Origin of the sequence: Mycobacterium sp. E1386 (assembly GCF_001672745.1) — a bacterium.
Taxonomy (GTDB): domain Bacteria; phylum Actinomycetota; class Actinomycetes; order Mycobacteriales; family Mycobacteriaceae; genus Mycobacterium.
This window is the reverse complement of sequence record NZ_LZKH01000246.1, coordinates 1-19,735: the sequence shown is the minus strand read 5'-3', so window position 1 is coordinate 19,735 and position 19,735 is coordinate 1. Positions and strand designations below refer to the sequence as shown.

The window sequence follows — 19,735 nt, the reverse complement described above, 5'->3', positions numbered from 1 at the left end:
CAACGGCCCCGAACCCGGACCCGCATACATCCGACCGGAATTAACCTCCGGCGGTAACGCCCCGAAGTCAAACACCTGTTCTCCTCAGTTGGCCGCGATCGCTGGCGGTCGCGGCAGTCGCATCGGATCAGTGGTGGCCGTGGTCACGGCTTCGTAAGCAATTGCCACCCGTAGGTCGCTGACCGCCCGGAATCACCGACTCAGACCTCACGGTCTGCCACCCCAGTCGGCGGGCTGGCCGGCGCATTCCGCCGATCCCTTGTCCGGCGTCCAAATGTGGTCTCGTACCACGCTTCTCGGACACCCGGGTCAGGAACAACGTGCACCTTTAGCCTCGATTGATCCCCTGCTGTCAGCAACCGAGCGACAGTTCACGGTCTTCCCGAACTGTCGCTCGTCCATGAGATTAGTTCGTTATCGTGGGCACGCCGATACGCGACGCCAACTGTTCATTCCAGGCCAGCCACTGTTCACTCCCAGTCGACTGCCGTTCATTTCGACGAACTGATTGTTCATCCGCGGTTTGCTTTCAACGCGGGTCGGATGTCAGTCCTCTTCGAGAACCAATGCCATTTCCGGGCAGGAAGCCACACCGTCACGAGTCAGCTGCTCGTCCTCGGGCCGCACCTCGTGCTCTTCGAGGATCGAATAGCCCGAGTCGTCGATCGGGAACAGCTTCGGATCAACGGCGTAGCACTGGGCGTGGCCAACGCATTTGGATTGTTCGAGACGAACCCTCATCAGGTTTCCTCCCTACCCGGCTCGGCTGAGTAATCGAGACGGAGATCAGCCGCTCGCTCGAGTGTAGAAGATCCTCGCGGAGCGTGACCGGCCGCCGTAAACCGGCCAGCGGTCGGATTCGTGTCCCTTTGCGACACATGCGATATTGGGGTTCAGCGAAAATCGGTGCCGACGACGTCCCCGCCGCTTCGGTTGCCGAGATCAGACAGACATGCGGAGAGCCCATGAGCACTCCTGGCGAAGGCCAGCAAGCCACGTTCCACCTGCCACGGCTCGATTTCGAGAAGTTGCCCATGGCCCTGGACCGGGGCGTCGGGTGGAAAACGCTGCGGGACGCCGGGCCCGTGGTGTTCATGAACGGCCACTACTACATCACGCGCCGCGAAGACGTGCTGGCCGCGCTACGCAATCCCAAGGTGTTCTCGTCGACGATCCTGCAGCCCCCCGGGCACCGATTACCGGTGCTGCCGCTGGCGTTTGACCCGCCGCAGCACACGCGTTATCGGAAGGTGCTGCAGCCGTTCTTCAGCCCGCTCGGTCTGAGTAAGTCCCGCCCGGTGCTGGAGCGCCATGCCGCCGAAATGATCGCTGCGCTTGCCGCGCAGGGCAAGTGCGAAGTGATGGCCGACTTCGCACACCTGTACCCGTTTCAGGTCTTCATGGACCTTTACGGCCTGCCGCTGGAAGATCGCGATCGGCTGATCGATTGGAAGGACGCCGTCGTCAACGACAAGCCCTACATCACCCAGGATGACATCCAGAAGAGTGAGCTGCTGCTGACGTATCTGGCCGATGCGATCCAGCAACGCCGGCAGAACCCGGGAACCGACATGCTGTCGCAAATCATGAACAGTGACGGCGATTTCAGCGATCTGGAACTGCTGGGCATGAGCCACCTGCTGGTGCTGGCCGGCCTGGACACGGTGACGGCGGCGATCGGATTCTGCCTGTTCGAGCTGGCGCGCCGACCACGGCTGCGCGAGTTGCTGCGCGACAACCCAAGGCAGATCCGGGTTTTCATCGAAGAGATCGTCCGGCTGGAACCTTCGGCGCCGGTGGCGCCCCGGATCACCACCGAATTCGTCAACATCGGCGGGATGACGTTGCCCCCTGGGACGTCGGTGCGGTTGTGCATGGCCGCGGTCAACCGAGACGACAGCGATGCGACGTCGGTCAACGAATTGGTGATGGACGGAAAGGTGCACCGGCACTGGGGGTTTGGGGGCGGGCCGCACCGCTGCCTGGGGTCCCACCTGGCCAGGATCGAACTGACGGTGATCGTCGGGGAATGGCTCAGGCAGATTCCCGACTTCGACGTTCCCGCGGACTATGTTCCGGCGATCAATTACCCGTCAAAAAGCTTCGCGCTCAAAGAATTACCGCTGCGCTGGGGCTGATCCAGCCAGCCCCAACGCAGCGGCGTTCCGTCTTACTTGCGCAACTCCGTCGCGGCCACCTGTACGAACACGCCGGTGTCCTCGGCCATCAGTAGGCCTCGACCACGGGGCAGCGGGCCACCCTTCATCTTTCCGCGGATGAATCCCTCGTCCGGGTCGGCGTCCATCACCAGCAACGGCGCGTTCGCCTGGGCCAGGGCCCGCAACATCGGATCGCTGCCCGCCGAAGACCAGCCACCGAAGGTGCGGGTCACCAGGACGTGCAGCCCGACGTCGGCGGCCCGGGTCACCCACGGCGCGGCCTTGTGCAGCGGCGAATCGAATCCGGCCGGCAGCTGCTGGATGTCGTCGACGATCAGGAAGATCTCCGGGCCGCTCCACCACGACCGCGACAACAACTCCTCCGCGGACAGGCCGGGCGGCGGCTCGCGTCCGGCCAGGACGGCGGCCAGCTCGCCCATCATCGCCTGGACGCCGTCGAGGTTGTACGCGAACTTCTCGACGTAGTCCGAACCCAGGGTGGTCAGCAGCTGACGGCGTGGGTCGACCAGCCACACCTGTGCCGACGGCTGGCCGGCCGGTGGCGGTGGTGCGCTGCTGGCTCCCGGTGCGTACAGCCGGCCGATTTCGCTCATGATGGTGGCCAGCGTGGTGGTACGCCCACATTCGCGTCGACCCGTCACCATCAGGTGCGCATTCTCGGCGAAGTTGAGGTACACCGGCGACAAATCCAATTCGGAGATGGCCCAGGCGATTCCGCCCGCGCCGACACCCTGCCGGGTGTCCCGCGCCGCCAGTTCCCGCAACTGCTCCACGTCGAACCGGGCGGGGAGCCGGCGCACCGGCGGGGCCTGGCCGCTGGTGAGACGGCTGACCGCGTCGATGACGCTGTCGGACTCGAAGACGTAGTCGGGCGTGGTGGCGAGCGCGGGCCGGGCCACCAAGGTGTGCAGACCGGCCTGCGGGTCGGAGTCCAGCCGGACGTAGTTGACCGCGACCATGCCGCGACCCGGCTTGACCGGAACGTCCTTGGCGAACCGGGACCGCACCAGCTTGGCGTCTTCCACGGCCGCCAGCCGCAATTCGACCCGGGAGCCGAAGCCGCTGCGCACCGGGGGCCGCAGCTCGGATTCGCGGTCGGCGGTGACGATCACGTGCACACCGAACGACGGGCCCTGGTTGATGATCAGGTTCACCTGCTCGATCAGCACCTCGTTCTCTTCGGCCAGCGCCCGGTAGTTGTCGACCACCAGGTAGACGTCGCCGAACCCGTCGTTGGGGACGGGGCCGGGCTCGCCGCCGAACTTGCGGCGCCGGAAGACCTCCATTGAGGCGATCCCGTACTCGAGGAAGGTGCTCTTGCGCTGACGCACCAGCGCCAGCAGCTCGGCCACCGTGCGGCGCACACCGTACGGGTCCGTCGGACCGGCCACCTCACCCACGTGCGGCAGCCGGGCGACGGTGGTCAGCGCGGTGCTGCTGTAGGCCAGGCAGTAGAACTGGACCTGCTCGGGGGTGTGGGTCAGCGCGGCCGAGCAGATCAGGGTCTGCAGGGCCGTGGTCTTACCCGAACCGCCGGCGCCCAGGATCAGCACGTTGGCGCCCGGACCCGAGGTGTCGACCGTCCACGGCGGCTGGTCGTGCTTGAACGGACGGTCGATGATCCCGATCGGGAAGACCAGGTCGCGCGCCGTGCCGTAATCCTCCTGCCACGGGTGGCCGAGGAACCGGTTGACCAATTCGTCGATCGGGATCGGCTGGTTGAGCGGCGGTTGCCACAACCGGTACGGCTCGAAGTCGATCTTGCGCAGCTGATCGATGATGACCGTGCCGACCTTCGGAACCCGGATGCCCTCGACGTCGTCGTCTTCGCGCGGCAGGCCGTCGGCCTCCAGCGTCTCGCCATTCGTGATGGCGGCCGGCGTGAGCTCCGGTCCGCCAACGCTCACCTCGAGCGGGGTGAACGAGTTGGTAAACAGTTGCGGGCGAACGTAATCGATGCTGTGCACCAACGCGGGTGCTTCCTCGCCGTCATCGGTGAGCCCGCGGGGGAAGTAGTCCCGCCACAGGAACTCGGCCTGGAACCGGACGATGTCCTCCAGGCTGCGCCGGAAGTAGCCCAGGCCCGCCTGCGCGGGCAGGTTCACGGCGTTCGGCACACCGGCGGCCTGCGCCGCACCGGCGGTGCGCGCCTTCAGCACCAGCCGGTAACCCATGTTCTCCATGAGCTTTTCAGCACGGCTCTCGATGGTCTGCGACGCCATCATCAGGTGGATCCAGTAGGCGCGGCCCTGCCGGCCGATCGAGTCGAGCACGTCGACCGCGGTCGGCATGATGCGGAACCATTCGTAGAACTCGTCGATGACCACCACCAGCATCGGCAGCGGCGCCATGTCCTGGCCGCGTGCCCGCATCCTGAGGCGGACGGAGTTGTACTCCTTGGCGTCGTCGACACCGGCGCTGTCGCAGATCGCCTTGCGCCGGGCGATCTCGCCCCAGAGGGCGTCGAGGAAGCGCTCCATCAGCGCCTGGTCCTCTTCCAGGTCGGTGATGATCCGCGACACGTGCGGCACCCCGGCGAACGGCTTGACCGCCGATCCACCCTTGAGGTCGGCCAGCACGAACTGCAGCTCTTCCGGCGGGTGGCTGAGCATCAGCGACTCGATCACGGTTCGCACCAGGGTCGATTTACCCGAACCGGTCGTACCGGACATGACGCCGTGCGGGCCGTCACCGCCCTCGTCGAGGGACTTCATATCCAAGAACAGCAGCTCGCCGTTGTCGGAACGAACACCGAACGGTGCCCGCAACCGCGACCGGCCCATCGAGTCGTTGCGGCTGCCCCACAACGACTCGAAGTCGATGCGGCCCGGATCGTCGATTCCGTAGTAGGCCATGATGTCTCGGGCACCGATGTGGGCGACCCGCTGACCGATCTCTTCGTACGCCTCGGCGAGCCGCCAGCGGGCCAGCGCCTGAGCGAATTCCTCGGCCTCCGCGATGCTGATGTGGTCCGTGAGCGCGAAGAACCACGGCTTCTCGTCGATCACCATCCAGGTGTCGCGGTCGCGGGGCAGCGCCTCGATCACGCCCTTCTCGTCGAACCGCAAGGTGCGCTCGGGGACCGCCGTCCACATCGAGGCGCCGGTCAGGTCGAAGAACGTCACCCCGTCGACGCCCTCGGAGCTGATCACGTACTCCCACTGGGGGTCGACGACATCGGCGACGATCACCGTGTGGGGCGTCGGAGTCTGCGCCGACGAACTCGCGTGCCGCGGCGTGAAAGAGCCACGGCCGGCGAACAATTCGGCCTGCTCGGCGGCGAACTCGCGCACCGAGCTGTAGACCATCCGCGCGTTCCCCGCCGCGTCCTGACGTCGCGGGTCGCCGAAGTGCGGAAGCCACTTCACCCAGTCCCACTCGTCCAGATCCGAGGTGACGACGACCATCTGCACGTGGTCCGGGCCGTGCGAGAACGCCAGCTGGCAGATGATCGCCCGCATCAGTCCCAGGACCTGCTCCCGCTCCCCGTCGAGCGAGTACCAGGGTTCGACGAGCAGCGAGATCATCTTGGGCAGGTTGTAGACGACGCTTTGGTAGCGCCCGAATTCCTGCAGCGCCTTACCCGTCACCGGCTCCAGCTCGATGTCGGTCGGCATGTTCTGGGGCTCACCCCAGGTCACCTCGGGGCGCGTCATGCCGACGCCCACTCGCACCACACCGAAGTTGAGGTCCTTGCCGTCGGGCTTGCGTTCCCACATCCGCGACGACCCCACCGCGGCGGACAGCGTGGTGGGCGCCGGGTGGAACCACCGGTAGTTGGCGTCCATGCTGTCGGCCGACTCGTGGGCGGTCTCGCGCAGCATGTCCAGCATCAGCATGAACTGGGCGCGCATCGCGTCCAGCTTCGGCCGGCTCATCTGCTGCTGACCGCCGAACCGGCCGCCGAACATCATCATCGCGACGCCACCGATCATGAAGATCGGGAAGATGGCGCCGGCGCCGCCGAACACGTGCGATCCGCTGGCGAAGGTCATGCCGACCATGCCGATCAGCAGGCCGACGACCAGGACGCCGACCACCACCAGCCACCAGGGCTTGCCCTCCGGCGGCGGAATGCTCAGGGGCGTCGGGAGGACGATGTTCTCCGGCTTGATGACCGGAGGCTTCTCCGGTGTCGGCCGAGCAAACCCGCGTTTCACTTAGGTACCGCCAATTCTCCTGGGGACATATCCATCGGTAGGGTGTCGTGCTCCACGAGCGCGTCCGCGCGCGACAGGGTCGGGCCTTGCGGGAGCAACCGCAGCGCCACCCACGGCGCCATGCTCGGTTTCGTCTTCAGGCCCAACGCCTCGCGCACGTCCCGGGTGTCGTCGACCCCGAACCGGGCGCCCGCGTCACTCAGCCACCACAGCGACTCCGTCGTCTTGGCCCCGGGGTCGTTGCCGGTGACGGCCACGAAGTTCCCATAGTCGGGACCGAAGAAGACCTGGTCGGCCTCGCGGCCGGTGGTGTCCGCCTTGACCAGCGACACCACCCTGTTCTCGTCCTTGGCCGCGACCGGAATGGTCGCGCCGGACACAACCTGGATGCGGGCCCGGTTCTCCCCGGACGTCTTCTGCCACCACCAGCAGGTCGAGGGGTTCTCGCGGATGTCCGCCACGTTGAGCGGGGCGTCCGGGTAGGAGGACAGGTCGAGCTTGTTGACCACGGGCATTTTGGCCAGGGCCGACGGTTCGACGGTCACCGGCTTGGTGTTGCCGGGCCCGGCGTTCTGCAGGATCTGCGCCACCAACGGGGGCAGGGTCTGCACTCCGTCAGCCAGCACCAGCGAATACTGTTGCGGCCCACTGATTTGCGGCGTGACGATCACGGTGCCGATCGGGCCGGGCGCATTCGGGAACGACGCGCCGGAGCCCGCGTTCTGCACCTGCGGCACGGTCAACTCGGGGCCCACCGGCAACGCGTCGAACAGGGCGCGGCTCATGGGCTTCGCCTGGCCCACCTGCTCGGGCGTCAGGCCCAGTGGCAGCAGCACCGAACGGTTCGTCGCGTCGATGCGCGACCGGCGCCCCTCGCGGATCACCCACGCGTCCCCGCCGTAGCTCAGCACCACGGCGTCCGACCCGGTCAGCACGTGCCGGTGGTTGCTGAGGTCGGGATTTCCGTCGATGACGGTCACCGTCACCCCGGACGGCGCGCTCACCCCGGTCGAGGTCCCGACGGTGTCGCATACCAGCCACGACGACGTGGACGGGCTCGAGGGATGGAAGTTCGACGGCGCGCCCGGGATGCCCACCAGCGGGCCGCGCGGCAGCGTGGCGATCTGGTTGGACTTGACCAGGTGCGGGTTGTCGGGGCGCCCGGTGATCAGCCGCGCCGACGCCAGGTTCAGCGCCGGGTACAGCTTGTCGCCGACGCGGACGTACAGCGCGCCGGAGTCACGGTCGGCGATGATCGGCGAGTCACCGACCTGGCCCGCCGGGCTGAGGAACGAGTAGAGCAGCGCGCCCAGGCAGATCACCAGGGCCGCCGACACCGACGCCACGACGGCCAGGGTCTGGCGCCGTCCCGGCTCGACCTCCATGCGGACGCGCCACCGGGTGAGCGCCATTGCGGTGCGGCGAGCGAGGAACTGGTAGCCGGTCACCTGGGTCCGCGTCGACAACCCGAGGCCATACCCCGACCCGCGTTGCCCGCGACTCTCTTCCGCCACGTTTATTCACCATCCGGTCTGCTAGAACGCCTGGATATTGTCCCTGAACATATCCGCAGCGCGAATTACATCGACAACGGTAAGTCACCCGTAGCGACCTCGCCACGCGACGACGTGCGTTCACATCTACATCACTTTGCGTACATCTATGCGGACGCCCTCGCCTCGCCGCGTGGGCCGACGCAGGCAACGCCCCAAGCGCCGTTGAACTGGCACTTTCAGGTTCCCCCGCCGATCCCGCCCGGACACTCACGTCTCCTCAGGGCATCGTAATGGCGAAAGGCCGGCTCGTCCTGTCGAGCGGGTGCGCTCAGCGAACGGAAGAGCGACGAAACGGGCGACGGCGCGCGCCGCCTCTCCCCGATTGGTCGGCCGTTGAATTCTGGCAGCAAGATGAGCGGTATGAGTGAGCTCGCGCCGTCGCTGGTCGAACTTGCCAGGAGGTACGGCATCGCGACCGAGTACGACGACTGGACCGGGCGGCGGGTGCCGGTCTCGGCAACCACGCTGGTGGCGGTGTTGGCCGCGCTCGGCGTGGCGGCCGGCACGGAGCAGGAGCGCAACATCGCGCTGACCGCGAAGCTCCGGTCGTATTGGGCGCGGCGATTGCCGGCGACCATCGTCGGCCGCACGGGTGAGCCGACGCGGTTCTGGGTGCACGTGACCCACGGCGATCCCGCGGAGGTCTGGTTGCAGCTCGAGGACGGCGCGGTACGCGGCGGGATCCAACAGGTGGACAACTTCACCCCGCCGTTCGATTTGGACGGGCGCTGGGTCGGCGAGGCCAGCTTCATGCTGCCGGCCGATCTGCCCCTCGGTTATCACCGGGTGCACCTGCGTTCCGGTGGCACTGAGACCAGCAGCGCCGTGATCGTGACGCCGGATTGGCTCGGGCTGCCGGAGCGGCTCGGCGCCCGGCGGGGCTGGGGCCTGGCCGCCCAGCTCTACAGCGTGCGCTCCAGACAATCGTGGGGGGTCGGCGACCTGACGGACCTGGCCGACCTAGCCGTCTGGTCGGCGTCGCGGCACGGCGCCGACTACTTGTTGGTCAATCCGCTGCACGCGGCGCAGTTTTGCGGACCGACGGGCCATATGGAGCCCTCGCCCTACCTGCCGACATCGCGGCGCTTCGTCAACCCCATTTACCTTCACGTCGAGGCGATTCCCGAGTTCGCCGAGCTGCCCAAGCGCAGCCGGGTGCGGCGGCTGCGATTCGACGTGCAACAGCGAGCCGCTCGGCTCGACGCCATCGATCGCGACAGCGCTTGGGCCGCGAAGTGCGCGGCGCTCCAGCTCTTGCACCGAGTGCCGCGGTCCGCGGGCCGCGAGTTGTCCTACGAAGCCTTCCGCGCCCGCGAGGGCAGCGCGCTGGACGACTTCGCCACCTGGTGCGCCCTGGCCGAGAAGTACGGCGACGATTGGCATTCGTGGCCGAAGTCGCTACAGCATCCCCGCGCGCCCGGCGTCGACCGATTCGTCGAGAAGCATGCGGAGGCAGTCGATTTCCATCGCTGGCTGCAGTGGCAACTCGACGAGCAACTCGCCTCGGCGCAGTCGCAGGCGATCCGGGCCGGGATGGCGCTGGGCGTGATGCACGACCTCGCCGTCGGCGTGCATCCCAACGGCGCCGACGCGTGGGCCCTGCAGGACGTGTTGGCGCTGGGTGTCACCGCCGGCGCACCGCCGGACGAGTTCAATCAACTCGGCCAGAACTGGTCCCAACCGCCCTGGCGGCCCGATCGGCTCGATGCCGAGGAGTACCGGCCGTTTCGGGCACTGATAAGGGCGGTGCTGCGGCACGCCGGCGGCGTGCGCATCGACCACATCATCGGGTTGTTCCGCCTGTGGTGGATCCCGGACGGTGCCGCGCCCACCGAGGGCACGTACGTGCGTTACGACCACGAAGCGATGATCGGCATCGTCGCCCTGGAGGCACACCGCGCCGGCGCGCTGGTCGTGGGCGAGGATTTGGGCACGGTCGAACCGTGGGTGCGCGACTACCTGCTGTTGCGCGGCTTGCTCGGCACCTCGATCCTGTGGTTCGAATTGGATCGGGACGGAAACGGCGGGCCGCTGCCGGCCGAGCGCTGGCGCGAGTACTGCCTGTCCTCGGTGACCACCCACGATCTGCCGCCGACCGCCGGCTACCTGGCCGGCGACCACGTGCGGCTGCGCGAAGCTCTCGGGTTGCTGACCCGCCCCGCCGAGGACGAGCTCGCCACCGACCGGGCCGAGCTGGCGGCGTGGATGGCCGAGTTGCGCCGGGTGGGGTTGCTCGAAGACGGGGAAGACGACGCGGAGAAAGTCGTCATCGCCCTTTATCGCTACCTGGGCCGGACGCCGTCGCGGCTGGTGGGCGTCGCGCTGACCGATGCGGTGGGTGACCGCCGGACCCAGAATCAGCCCGGCACCACCGACGAATACCCCAACTGGCGGATTCCGCTGACCGACCCCGCCGGGCGCCCGGTGCTGCTCGAGGACCTGTTCACCGATGCCCGCGCGGCAACCCTGGCCGAGGCCGTGCGCGGTGCGATCGCGCCGGCGGCGGTCGAGAGCGCGCCTGTTAGCTTCTGAGGCCATGAAGGTTTCAGTGGTGGCGCCGGTGGCCGACGGCGTCACCGCGGATCCCGAATGGATGGCGGCCTTCGCCGGCCACCTCGAGCAGTGTGGGTTCGAATCGATCGTTGTGGTCGAGCACACCGTGCTGGTCACCCGCTACGACAGCGTCTACCCATATGACAGTTCGGGACGCGTGGGGCTGGCGGCCGACTGCCCCATCCCCGACCCGCTCGATCTGCTGGCGTTTTTGGCCGGCCGCACCACCACCCTCGGGCTGGCCACCGGCGTCCTGGTGCTGCCCAACCACCATCCGGTGGTCCTCGCCAAGCGCGCCGCAAGCGTGGACGCGTTGTCGGGCGGACGGCTGCGGCTGTGTGTGGGCGTTGGATGGCTCAGGGAGGAGCTGGAGGCGTGCGGCGCGGACTTCGAGAACCGCGGCGGACGCGCCGACGAGCAGTTGGCCGTCTTACGGACACTGTGGGCCGACGAACCGCAGGGGGCTTCGCACCACGGTGAGTTCTTCAGCTTCGACAACGTCATGTGTTATCCCAAACCCATTGCCGGAGAGAGGCTTCCCGTTCATATCGGCGGGCACAGCCGGGCGGCGGCCCGCCGCGCCGGCCGCTTGGCGGACGGCTTCCAGCCGCTCGGGGTGGCGGGTCCGCAGCTGGCGTCATTGATCGCGCTCATGCGCGACGAGGCGGCGGCGGCGGGCCGTGATCCGGCGGCCCTGGAAGTGTCATTGGGCCACGCGGTCAACAAGATTGACGCCGAACGGGCGGGCAGTCTGGTCGATCAGGGCGCCGACCGGCTCGTGCTGTCGATGCCGTCGACGGTCGACATCGAGCAGGCCAGGGACGTGCTCTCGGCGTGCGCGCAGCGACTGTCGCTGATCGCGTGATCCCGATGAGCCTGTCAGCCGACGACCGATCAGCACTCAGCGACTTGGTGCACAGATACGCGGCGTACGTAGACGAGCGTCGGTTCGATTCCGTCGCAACACTTTTCACTGACACCGCCATGCTGGTGGTGCCGGAACCGCCCACGGCGCTGGAGCCGATCCACTCGCATCGTGGGCGAGGCGCCATCACCGCCGCGGTCGCTACCGTCGCGGCCGTCGCCCGTACCGAGCACGCCATCGTCGGCGAGGTCTACGAGGCCACCGGGCCTGGCACGGCCAGTGGGCGCATTGCGTGCATCGCGCACCACTGGGACCGACGCGGCGACGAATTCGTCGCCGTCGTCTGGCATTTGCGCTACGACGACGAATACGAGCTGACCGACGGATGGCTGATCGGCCGCCGCGCGTTGACCATCAACGCCCTTGAGACCCGTTCGGTCCGCCGGGTGCGGCCACACGACGCGAATTAGCGAGCATCCAGAAGACTTTGCGCAAACTCACAGCGACCCCCCATGAACCGAATCTGCGGCGCAAACGGGCGCTTCGTTAAGCAGGTGCGGCTATTGCTTCCGGCAGCGCGGTGGATTTTGCCCGCACCGGGCGCGAGCCGGCGGCCCCGCGCCCGGACGAGGCCGCGAGCCGCGCGCGTCTTCCTGATCGGGTCCAATTTTTACAAGTCGATCCGTGTATTTTCGGCCGCGTGACGAACACCGAACATCGGAACCTGAACGTCAACACCCCCGGAGCCACCGGAGGACGGGAAGCGCCGAACGGCAACGTATCGGCACTGGCAGTGGGCACGCCGCTGGACTCCTCCCCGGACTACCGCAACGAGATTCACACCGCCGAAGACATCATCGATGTCGAGACCTACGGCGGCGGTTTCGATCTCACCAGGCGGGCGACCGCACCGAAGCTGCGCATCGGCCGCGACCGGTGGTTCAACCTGCTCTGGCTGATCCCCATCGGCTTTGCCCTGCTGATCGCCGGGGTGGCGGTCGGCAAAGGCCTGCACAACATGCCGGCCGTCCAGTCGTTCATTCAGCGTCACCCCGGGACGGACAGCGCCAATGTCACCCCCGGCCTGCCGGCCTGGATCGGGTGGACGCATTTCTTCAACCTGTTCATGATGATGTTCATCATCAGGACCGGGATCCAGATCCTCTGCGATCATCCCCGGCTCTACTTCAGCCGCAACGCCACCCCGGGTAAGGACGAGTGGCTGCGCGTCGGCCCGCCCGTACCGGACGACGAGTTGTGGACCGCCAACGCCGACACCGTCGCCCTGCCACCGCAATTGGGCTTGCCGGGATTCCGGCACTCCATCGGGCTGGCCCGGTGGTGGCACCTGGGCGTGGACGTGTTGTGGCTCGTCAACGGTGCGGTCTTCTACGTCTTGCTCTTCGCCACGGGACAGTGGCGGCACATCGTCCCCACCAGTTGGGACGTCTTCCCCAACGCCGCATCGGTGGCCATCCAGTACCTGTCGCTGGACTGGCCGACCGACAACGGCTGGGTCGCCTACAACGGCCTGCAGTTGTTGTCCTACTTCACCACCGTGTTCATTGCCGCGCCCGCGGCGTTGATCACCGGGCTGGGCATGTCGCCCGCGCTGTCGCAGCGCGTGCACTGGCTCAGCAAGCGGCTGAGCATTCAGCACGCGCGGTCACTGCATTTCGTGGTGCTGGTCTACTTCCTGTTCTTCATCCTGGTGCACGTCACGATGGTGTTGACGACCAGCGCGCTGCGCAACCTCAACCACATGTTCGCTTCCCGCGACGACAACAGCTGGGTGGGCTTCGGAATCTTCGCCGCGGCCATGGTGTTCACGGCGATCGCGTGGGTTTGGGCCACGCCCTTCACCATTCGCCATCCGCGGGTGATTCAGCGGGTCGGATACGCGCTCGTCGGCCCGTTCCAGCGGATGCTGGAACAGCTCGACCCCAAGCCCGGCGCCTTCACCGAGAAGGACATCTCGCCGCACCACTGGCGCAACGGCAGGCTGCCGGAGACCGTCGAGTACAAAGAGCTGGAAGCAAACGACTTCCGCGACTGGCGGCTCAAGGTCTACGGTCTGGTCGAGCATCCGATGGAGTTTTCGCTCGAGGACTTGATGGCGCTGCCGTACCACGAGCAGATCAGCCAGCACTTCTGCATCCAAGCCTGGTCGGGAGTCGCCAAATGGGGTGGCGTGCAGATGAAGACGATCATGGACATCGTCAAACCGCTGCCCGAAGCCAAGTGGGCGGTGTTCTATTCGATGGGCCTGGGCGCGACGGGCGGCATCTATTACAACGCCCATCACATCGGCCAGATGGACCACCACATGACGATGCTCGCGTACAAGATGAACGACCAGCCCCTCCCCTACATGCATGGCAGGCCGCTGCGGCTGCGCAACGAACTGCAGCATGGCTTCAAACTCGTCAAGTGGATCAAGGGCATCGAATTCGTCGCCGACTACCGCGACATCGGCAGCGGCTACGGCGGTTACAGCGAGGACCACAAATACTTTGGGCGGCACCAGACGCTGTAGGGCGTAGCGTCGAACCCTCGGCACCGACGCCTCAGGTCGTTTGTCCCGACGGCAATCCGGGTAGCTCCACGGAAGCAGCCGAACGGAAGTGACCAGAGGAGAGACACCCATGCGCCACAGCGCTGTCGACCATGATCGGGAACTCCGCACGGGTAACGCCGAGCCGCCGCATGACTTGGCGCGCACGCCCGGGCTGGTGATCGTCGGGGCCGCCGTGTTGGCGCTCGTGATGTGCGTGGCCACCTTCGCCCTCGGGGACGCCGGCGCGGGTGTCGCCGCCGCGATCGTCGCCATGCTCGCGTTCGGGGCCGGGCTGGCGTGGCTTGGCATGGACCGCAGGCGGATTCGGCAGGCGGAACGAGACTGGCCTATCGGCCACGCGGCGCGGTAGCGCCGCCGGTCCAACGCCTACTGCAACGAGGCGAGGTTTTTCACCGACTTCTCTACATCGGAGCGCAGCACCCGGGCGACCAACCCGCCGATCGGGCCGCTGAGCAACCCGCCCCGGAGGTCGGCGGTGAGGTGGAAATCGGTTCCCGGCTCGCGGTCCGTGACGGTCATCGCCACCCCGAGGCGGATCCCGCCGCGGCCGCGGCCTTGCAGTTCAATCGATTTCGGCTCGTCATACCGGGTGACCGTCCAATGGATGACATTGCGGAAGCCCTTGACCTTCACGCACGACGAGACGCACGTGCCCTCCTCGATCTTGTCGGGGACGGGTCCGCGCCATCCGGCGAATATGGTCATCCACTCGTCGAACCGGCTCAGGTCGGACGCCAGCTTCCAGGCGGCCTCCGGGTCGACCTCCGAGGACACCGAAACATCTACTCGTGCCACGCCCTGTCGCTCCTCCCCATGATTGCGGCTGGCGTCGGCTCGGCAGCACAGACGTCCAACGCGCAACGCGCACTGAGTACCCCGGCGGGGCCGGGCTTACGCGTTAGCGGCGCCTTTAGGGCCAGGCTTCCTGTAGTTGCTTCGCCACGTCGATGATCTGCGCGGCCTGCGACTGGGGCGCGTCGATCTCCTCGGCGACGTACTGCGCGACGAACCGGCGGATCTCGCCATCGACGCCGGCGAGGATCCGCAGCACCTCGCCGCGGAAGGACTTCGACGACACGTTGACGGTGATATCGGAGGGCCGCGGTTTCGCGACATCGACGATCAGCAGTAGCGGTTCGGCGGCGCGCGCCGTGGCCCGCAACGCGATGTCCCCGGACACGACGAACCGCTGCTTGTCGAGCCGAAGGTCGAGCAGCAGATCGATCGACAAGGGGATGTGGATGACGAACGTGATGCTGTCGCCCAGGCGGCGGGTGACCTTGGGTTCGTGGATCTTGACGTTGGCGCTGACCTTGGCGATCCCGCCGGGCCCCTGCGCGATGGGCTCCATGGCGAACTCGTTGCCGGCGATGTCGGCAAACGCGGCGGCGACACGCTCCGGGGTGACAGCGACCTCGAAGAATCTGCGTCCGAACTCTTCGTAGGTGACATAATCGTGAGTCTCCATAGGCTTATACCGTCTCACGTCGGCCGCCGGAACCGTCGCTGATCTGCTCGCGTCGCAGAAATCCGCGTTCGTCGCACTCTCCCGGGATCATCGGTGCTCCGGGTGCGCTGTGAAGCACGCCACAGGCCGGGCGCTTCGATTCGATCCGGCGGGTGGTGGCCTGGGAGGCTTGATGACTTGGGAGGTGTTTTTGATGTGCGCCCAGAAAATTCCCGAGCGGCGCTCGGACTTCTCGCCCGCGGGCCTACTCACCTGGCTTGGCGGCGGTCATCGGCTGGAGCTGAGTGAGCGCGACGAGCGGTCCACGCACGCCATCACCGGCGCGGTGGTGTTGTTCGGAGGGCTGCTGGCGTGGCTCGTCGCGGCCCTGGCGGTGAGCGAGTCGGCTCGCTGGCCGCTCTATTCGGTCGCGCCGCTGACGTTGCTCTTCGGTCTGCTGGTCGGCGCGGTCACCCGCGCCATCACGACCGGGACGGGCCGCGGTCGGGCCGGCCTCGCCGCACGCGCGCTGGTCGCGGCCGCCCTCGGGGTCACGGTGGGTGAATTGGCCGCAGTCGTCCTGCTCTCCGGCTCGATCGATCACCGTCTCGACGAGCGCGCCCTGCACAACGCCGGCTCCACGCCGGCGGTCGCGCAGGCGACGGCGTCCCTGCAACAAAGCCGGGACGCACGCACCGCGCTCGACACGGCCGTCGACCGCGCTCACCAGCAGCAGGACCAGGCCCTGGTCATCGCGCGCTGCGAATACCATCCCACCCCCACCTGCCCGCAAACCCGGATCACCGGTGTGCCCGGCGCCGGACCCGAAACGCGCACGGCGAACGAGATCCTCGCGGACGCCCAGCGTGAACTGGACGACGCGCTGGCGGCCCGGGATCGCCAGGCGCTGGGGTTGGACGCCGAGATCTCCCGCGAGGCGCGCGCGCTCGACGAGGCACGCCACGGCGTCATCGCGGGCGCCGATCGTGGCCTGGGCGCGCGCTGGGTCGCGATGAACGACCTGACCTCCGCCGACCTCGGGGCGCTGACGTTGCGGCTGCTGACCATCGCGTTCTGCGTCCTGGTCTACCTGCTGCCGCTGATCCTGGGGCGGTGGCGCGGCGAGACCAGCCACGATCGCCATGCGGCGGCGCGGGCGGAGCGGGAACGCGCGGAACTCGAGGCGGACACGGCGATCGCGATCAAGCGGGCCGAGGTTCGCCGGGAGGCCGAAATCATGTGGGCCGAGCACCAGCTCACCCAGGCCCGGCTTGCCATCGAGGCCCAGACCGAGATCGACCGCGAGCAGCAGCGCCGACGCATCGTGGACGCCTTCGATTCCCCGGTGCTGGCGCCGTCACAACGCACCTTCGAGCCGGCCGACGAAGACATCTACCTGCCAATCGCCGCCGAAGCCGAGGCCGCCACCCGCGCGGCCCTCGCCCCGCCCGTCCCGGCTGAGAGTGCCGGCGTGGAGAACCTGCCGGCGCCCGTCGGACGAGAGTTGGAGCCGCACCAAGAGCGTGGCACCCCGTCGATTCCGTCGATTCCGGACGCCACCAAGGCCGCGGCGCGCTGGATCCGCCCGCTGGTGCCGCCTTTCGTCGCCCGGGTGATCGACACCACGACCGCACCGTTGCGCACCGCGCGGCTGGTGTTCGAGGAGGTCGAGGAGATCACGTTCGCGTTCAGGCGCACCCACAGGGTGACGGTCGACTCCGAAAGCTCCGACCCCGGCGGCGGCGGCAACCGGCCCGCCGACACGAACGAATCCCCGTCCGGCACGGCGGGATTCATCGACTCGTCACGTGTTGACCGCGCGCCGGTGACCAGCCGGCAGGGCAGCCGAGGGCGGCACGGCCCGTCGCTGGGCGCATCGGAGCGCGGCACCGACCCGGAATTGACGCAGCGCGAGGGGCCGGCCGAACTGGATTCGCCCTCCGGACCGCGTCAGCTCCCGCCGGCTTGACGATCTGAGCCGTCCCTGGTGCGCTCGTAGTACCGACGGACCCGGGCCCTGTTGCCGCAGTCGGCCGTACTGCACCAGCGGCGGTTCTGCCGGTGGCTGGTGTCGAGGAACAGCCATCCGCACTGGTCGTCGCCACATCGCTTGATGCGCGAGCCCGGGACCTCGGTCAGGAAGGTCACCGCTTCGACCGCGAGCCGGTGCAGTGGGGTTTGCGCCGTCAGCGCGGACTCCTCCCAGTTCGCGGCATCCTGACCGACGACCAGGCGGCTGGCCCGCAGCGCGGATCGGTAGGCGTCGGCGACTTTCCCGGAATCTCCGGCCGAAGCGCACCCCGTCCAGATGCGGTGCAGGGCCTCCCTGAGCAGCTTCGTCCGATGCAGCGCTCCGGTGGCGGCAACGCGGTCCAAGACGACGTCCGCGGCGAGGGTGCGCGCCTCGCGAAGCGACAACACCCCTGCGTGATGCGCCCAAGCCACCAGGTCCGGATAGTCCGATAAATAGTCCGCACGGCGCTGTGGGTCACCTCGCCATGCCACCGTGTTGACCAAATCGACTGCGGGATGGCCTCCGCGCAGATCGAGATTGGCCGCTTCCGACCGCGCCATCAGGAACATGCTAATGGGTAAAAAATGATTTAACCATTAGCACGACGGGTATCCGCCCGACCATGAGCCGGATTCCCGCACACTCACTGGACCGGGCCGGGTTGGCAATCGGCGCCTTGTCCGTGTCGGCGTCAGCGGTGCTGCTCAAGCTGGCCGCCGCTACGCCGGCCACCGCCACGGCCGCGCGCTGTCTGATCGCGTTGCCCGTGGTCGTGATCCTTGCGATCCCCGAATGGCAACACCGCGGTGGCTTGCCACGGCGCGGGCTGCTGTCGGCGATCGTGTGTGGCGTGTTGTTCGCCGGCGACATGTTGCTGTGGACGCAGGCCATCCCGGAAGTCGGCGCCGGCTTGTCCACGGTCATCGTCAATGCCCAAGTCGCTATTGTCCCGGTGCTCAGCTGGCTGGCCGATCGGGAGCGGATTTCGCGCCGATTCCTGCTGACGCTGCCCGCCCTGCTGGTTGGCGTGCTGCTCGCCGGTGGCGTACTCGAGCAAGGACTTTCGGGCTCCGATCCGACCCGCGGAACGGTGCACGCTGTGGGCGCAGCGGTCTGCTACTCCGGTTTCCTGTTCCTGCTGCGGCGCGGCGGGCAAGCCGGCAGGCCCATGCAGACTTATGGCGTCGTGCTCGCGACGTCCGGGATCGTGGCGGTGGCCGTCGGCCCGTGGTGGCATGGTCTGGACATCTGGCCGGGCTGGCGCGCCCTCGCGTGGTTGACACTGGTTGCCATCACCGGGCAATTGTTCGGCTGGCTGCTTGTCGCGTTCTGCTCGGGCCGCCTACCCAGCACGGTGAGCTCCGCCCTCCTGTTGCTCACCCCGGTGGGCGCTGTCGCGCTCGGCGCGGTCGCGCTCGGCGAGCGCCCGTCTCCCCTTCAGCTTGCCGGTTGCGCACTCGTGCTGCTGGCGGGATATCTCGGAAGCACACAAATTGCCATGCCGGCCAACGCATCACAGGACGTGGATGCGCCCGATCGTTCCGCGGTTCGCGCAGTGCGTCCGCCGTCGGGCGCCCAGCGCTAGGATCCGCCTATTCGTCGCCGAAGGCGGCATAGAGTTCCGGCAGGAAGGCCGCCAGGTGATTCATCTCCTGGGCGCAGTGGACCATCAGATTGCGAGCGCCGGCTTCCGCGTTACCGAGCACCCGCGAGGCGATCGGGCGCACCGCGCGTGATGCGACACCGGGGACGTTGCGCACTTCGATGTGCCGTCCGCCCATCCAGAATCGTGACCGCATCTCGGCCCCGTTCGGCGTCGACCGGACGTGGTGAATGAACCATCCGACGTCCACCGGGGCCTCGCTGGATCCCAAGCGGGCGCAGATCGCCACCGCACCGGCGCCGTCGAGCGGGCAGCCCATCGCCGCCGGATCGACGAATTGGATTGCGCCGTTGAGCATTGTCGAGCCGATGTACTCGCTGATCAGTGACCAGCGGCCGACGTAGCGTTCGGCGCCCCGGCGGCCGTCGTCTTCAACGCCCGAGCCGTCTTTCCAGGCGGCGTGCAGATGGGCCCGGGGATGCCACAGCTTGTAACGGCGGGTGTCGCAGCCGTGCCAGCCGAACCACCACGACCACATCTGCGGCGTGACGCCCGGCATGTCGGTGCGGACCGACACCTGGTAGCCACCGTCGTCGAGGCACTCGAACACGGCCCACAAGGCGCCATGGCGCTGTCGTCGTTCGACGAGGCCGCGCGCGTCGCCGACGACGGATACCAGCGGACCGAGAACGGTTATGGGGTCCTCGACGACGGTGGCTACCAGGTGTCGGTCCGCACCGACATGCCGGGCGTCACGCCGCAGATGTGGTCGTGGTGGT

Annotated in this window: 15 protein-coding genes and 2 pseudogenes; 9 read left to right on the top strand and 8 right to left on the bottom strand. The window is 67.6% G+C overall.

The window, feature by feature from the left end:
* Both A5709_RS28260 and A5709_RS25015 read right to left on the bottom strand, forming a co-directional pair.
* Positions 1 to 75, bottom strand: a 75-nt coding sequence (locus A5709_RS28260; protein ID WP_156622491.1) for a PPE domain-containing protein, incomplete at its 3' end; no start/stop codon positions are given.
* Between the two features lie 471 nt (positions 76 to 546).
* Positions 547 to 741 (bottom strand): ferredoxin, encoded by a 195-nt coding sequence (locus tag A5709_RS25015; protein WP_067943630.1) that lies wholly within the window; start codon positions 739 to 741, stop codon positions 547 to 549.
* A 224-nt stretch (positions 742 to 965) separates the two neighbouring features.
* Between A5709_RS25015 and A5709_RS25010 the strand changes: the two genes are divergently transcribed.
* Positions 966 to 2,138 (top strand): cytochrome P450, encoded by a 1,173-nt coding sequence (locus A5709_RS25010; RefSeq protein ID WP_068123299.1) that lies wholly within the window; start codon positions 966 to 968, stop codon positions 2,136 to 2,138.
* A 32-nt stretch (positions 2,139 to 2,170) separates the two neighbouring features.
* On the opposite strand, the gene eccCa is transcribed toward A5709_RS25010, so the two are convergent.
* Both eccCa and eccB read right to left on the bottom strand, forming a co-directional pair.
* Complete coding sequence (gene eccCa / locus A5709_RS25005; protein WP_067943633.1) at positions 2,171 to 6,340, bottom strand: type VII secretion protein EccCa; 4,170 nt, start codon at positions 6,338 to 6,340, stop codon at positions 2,171 to 2,173.
* A complete protein-coding gene (gene eccB / locus A5709_RS25000) occupies positions 6,337 to 7,854 on the bottom strand; it encodes a type VII secretion protein EccB (protein WP_067943634.1) in 1,518 nt (505 codons plus the stop codon). Before eccB ends, eccCa begins: the two co-directional genes overlap by 4 nt.
* A 402-nt stretch (positions 7,855 to 8,256) precedes the next feature.
* On the opposite strand from eccB, the gene malQ reads away from it, so the two are divergent.
* The 5 genes from malQ (at position 8,257) to A5709_RS24975 (ending at position 14,241) form a co-directional block, all read left to right on the top strand.
* Positions 8,257 to 10,428 (top strand): 4-alpha-glucanotransferase, encoded by a 2,172-nt coding sequence (malQ, locus tag A5709_RS24995; RefSeq protein ID WP_068123297.1) that lies wholly within the window; start codon positions 8,257 to 8,259, stop codon positions 10,426 to 10,428.
* Positions 10,429 to 10,432: 4 nt separating this feature from the next.
* Complete coding sequence (locus A5709_RS24990; RefSeq protein ID WP_068123294.1) at positions 10,433 to 11,314, top strand: LLM class F420-dependent oxidoreductase; 882 nt, start codon at positions 10,433 to 10,435, stop codon at positions 11,312 to 11,314.
* A 5-nt stretch (positions 11,315 to 11,319) separates the two neighbouring features.
* The gene (locus tag A5709_RS24985; RefSeq protein ID WP_068123308.1) at positions 11,320 to 11,784 is read left to right on the top strand and encodes a nuclear transport factor 2 family protein; all 465 of its coding nucleotides are present in this window, start codon (positions 11,320 to 11,322) and stop codon (positions 11,782 to 11,784) included.
* Between the two features lie 323 nt (positions 11,785 to 12,107).
* Positions 12,108 to 13,850 (top strand): molybdopterin-dependent oxidoreductase, encoded by a 1,743-nt coding sequence (locus A5709_RS24980; protein ID WP_068010138.1) that lies wholly within the window; start codon positions 12,108 to 12,110, stop codon positions 13,848 to 13,850.
* Between the two features lie 109 nt (positions 13,851 to 13,959).
* Complete coding sequence (locus A5709_RS24975) at positions 13,960 to 14,241, top strand: hypothetical protein (protein ID WP_068010077.1); 282 nt, start codon at positions 13,960 to 13,962, stop codon at positions 14,239 to 14,241.
* A gap of 17 nt (positions 14,242 to 14,258) precedes the next feature.
* Here the strand turns inward: A5709_RS24975 and A5709_RS24970 are convergent, their stop codons facing one another.
* The gene (locus A5709_RS24970) at positions 14,259 to 14,687 is read right to left on the bottom strand and encodes an SRPBCC family protein (RefSeq protein ID WP_067943639.1); all 429 of its coding nucleotides are present in this window, start codon (positions 14,685 to 14,687) and stop codon (positions 14,259 to 14,261) included.
* Positions 14,688 to 14,802: 115 nt separating this feature from the next.
* On the bottom strand, positions 14,803 to 15,360 hold the full coding sequence (locus tag A5709_RS24965; protein ID WP_067201090.1) for a hypothetical protein: 558 nt from the start codon (positions 15,358 to 15,360) through the stop codon (positions 14,803 to 14,805).
* Between the two features lie 193 nt (positions 15,361 to 15,553).
* Between A5709_RS24965 and A5709_RS24960 the strand changes: the two genes are divergently transcribed.
* Positions 15,554 to 17,308 carry a DUF4407 domain-containing protein gene (locus A5709_RS24960; RefSeq protein ID WP_067943746.1) on the top strand — a complete coding sequence of 585 codons (1,755 nt, stop codon included), beginning with the start codon at positions 15,554 to 15,556 and terminating at the stop codon, positions 17,306 to 17,308.
* On the opposite strand, the gene A5709_RS24955 is transcribed toward A5709_RS24960, so the two are convergent.
* The gene (locus tag A5709_RS24955) at positions 17,290 to 17,913 is read right to left on the bottom strand and encodes a CGNR zinc finger domain-containing protein (protein WP_067943748.1); all 624 of its coding nucleotides are present in this window, start codon (positions 17,911 to 17,913) and stop codon (positions 17,290 to 17,292) included. The two genes, A5709_RS24960 and A5709_RS24955, sit on opposite strands and share 19 nt — an antisense overlap.
* A 62-nt stretch (positions 17,914 to 17,975) precedes the next feature.
* Between A5709_RS24955 and A5709_RS24950 the strand changes: the two genes are divergently transcribed.
* A complete protein-coding gene (locus A5709_RS24950) occupies positions 17,976 to 18,938 on the top strand; it encodes a DMT family transporter (protein ID WP_082974370.1) in 963 nt (320 codons plus the stop codon).
* A 7-nt stretch (positions 18,939 to 18,945) separates the two neighbouring features.
* Here A5709_RS24950 and A5709_RS24945 read toward each other — a convergent pair.
* Positions 18,946 to 19,554: pseudogene (locus tag A5709_RS24945) on the bottom strand (DAPG hydrolase family protein); the annotation flags it as partial.
* Between A5709_RS24945 and A5709_RS29015 the strand changes: the two are divergent.
* Positions 19,546 to 19,735: pseudogene (locus A5709_RS29015) on the top strand (DAPG hydrolase family protein); the annotation flags it as partial. The pseudogenes A5709_RS24945 and A5709_RS29015 overlap by 9 nt on opposite strands.

Bases quoted from the DNA above. Each gene is read 5' to 3' on its own strand.
- A5709_RS25015 (WP_067943630.1), bottom strand. From the start codon at position 741: ATGAGGGTTCGTCTCGAACAATCCAAATGCGTTGGCCACGCCCAGTGC.
- A5709_RS25010 (WP_068123299.1), top strand. From the start codon at position 966: ATGAGCACTCCTGGCGAAGGCCAGCAAGCCACGTTCCACCTGCCACGG.
- malQ (WP_068123297.1), top strand. From the start codon at position 8,257: ATGAGTGAGCTCGCGCCGTCGCTGGTCGAACTTGCCAGGAGGTACGGC.
- A5709_RS24990 (WP_068123294.1), top strand. From the start codon at position 10,433: ATGAAGGTTTCAGTGGTGGCGCCGGTGGCCGACGGCGTCACCGCGGAT.
- A5709_RS24985 (WP_068123308.1), top strand. From the start codon at position 11,320: ATGAGCCTGTCAGCCGACGACCGATCAGCACTCAGCGACTTGGTGCAC.
- A5709_RS24975 (WP_068010077.1), top strand. From the start codon at position 13,960: ATGCGCCACAGCGCTGTCGACCATGATCGGGAACTCCGCACGGGTAAC.
- A5709_RS24965 (WP_067201090.1), bottom strand. From the start codon at position 15,360: ATGGAGACTCACGATTATGTCACCTACGAAGAGTTCGGACGCAGATTC.
- A5709_RS24960 (WP_067943746.1), top strand. From the start codon at position 15,554: ATGTGCGCCCAGAAAATTCCCGAGCGGCGCTCGGACTTCTCGCCCGCG.
- A5709_RS24955 (WP_067943748.1), bottom strand. From the start codon at position 17,913: ATGGCGCGGTCGGAAGCGGCCAATCTCGATCTGCGCGGAGGCCATCCC.
- A5709_RS24950 (WP_082974370.1), top strand. From the start codon at position 17,976: ATGAGCCGGATTCCCGCACACTCACTGGACCGGGCCGGGTTGGCAATC.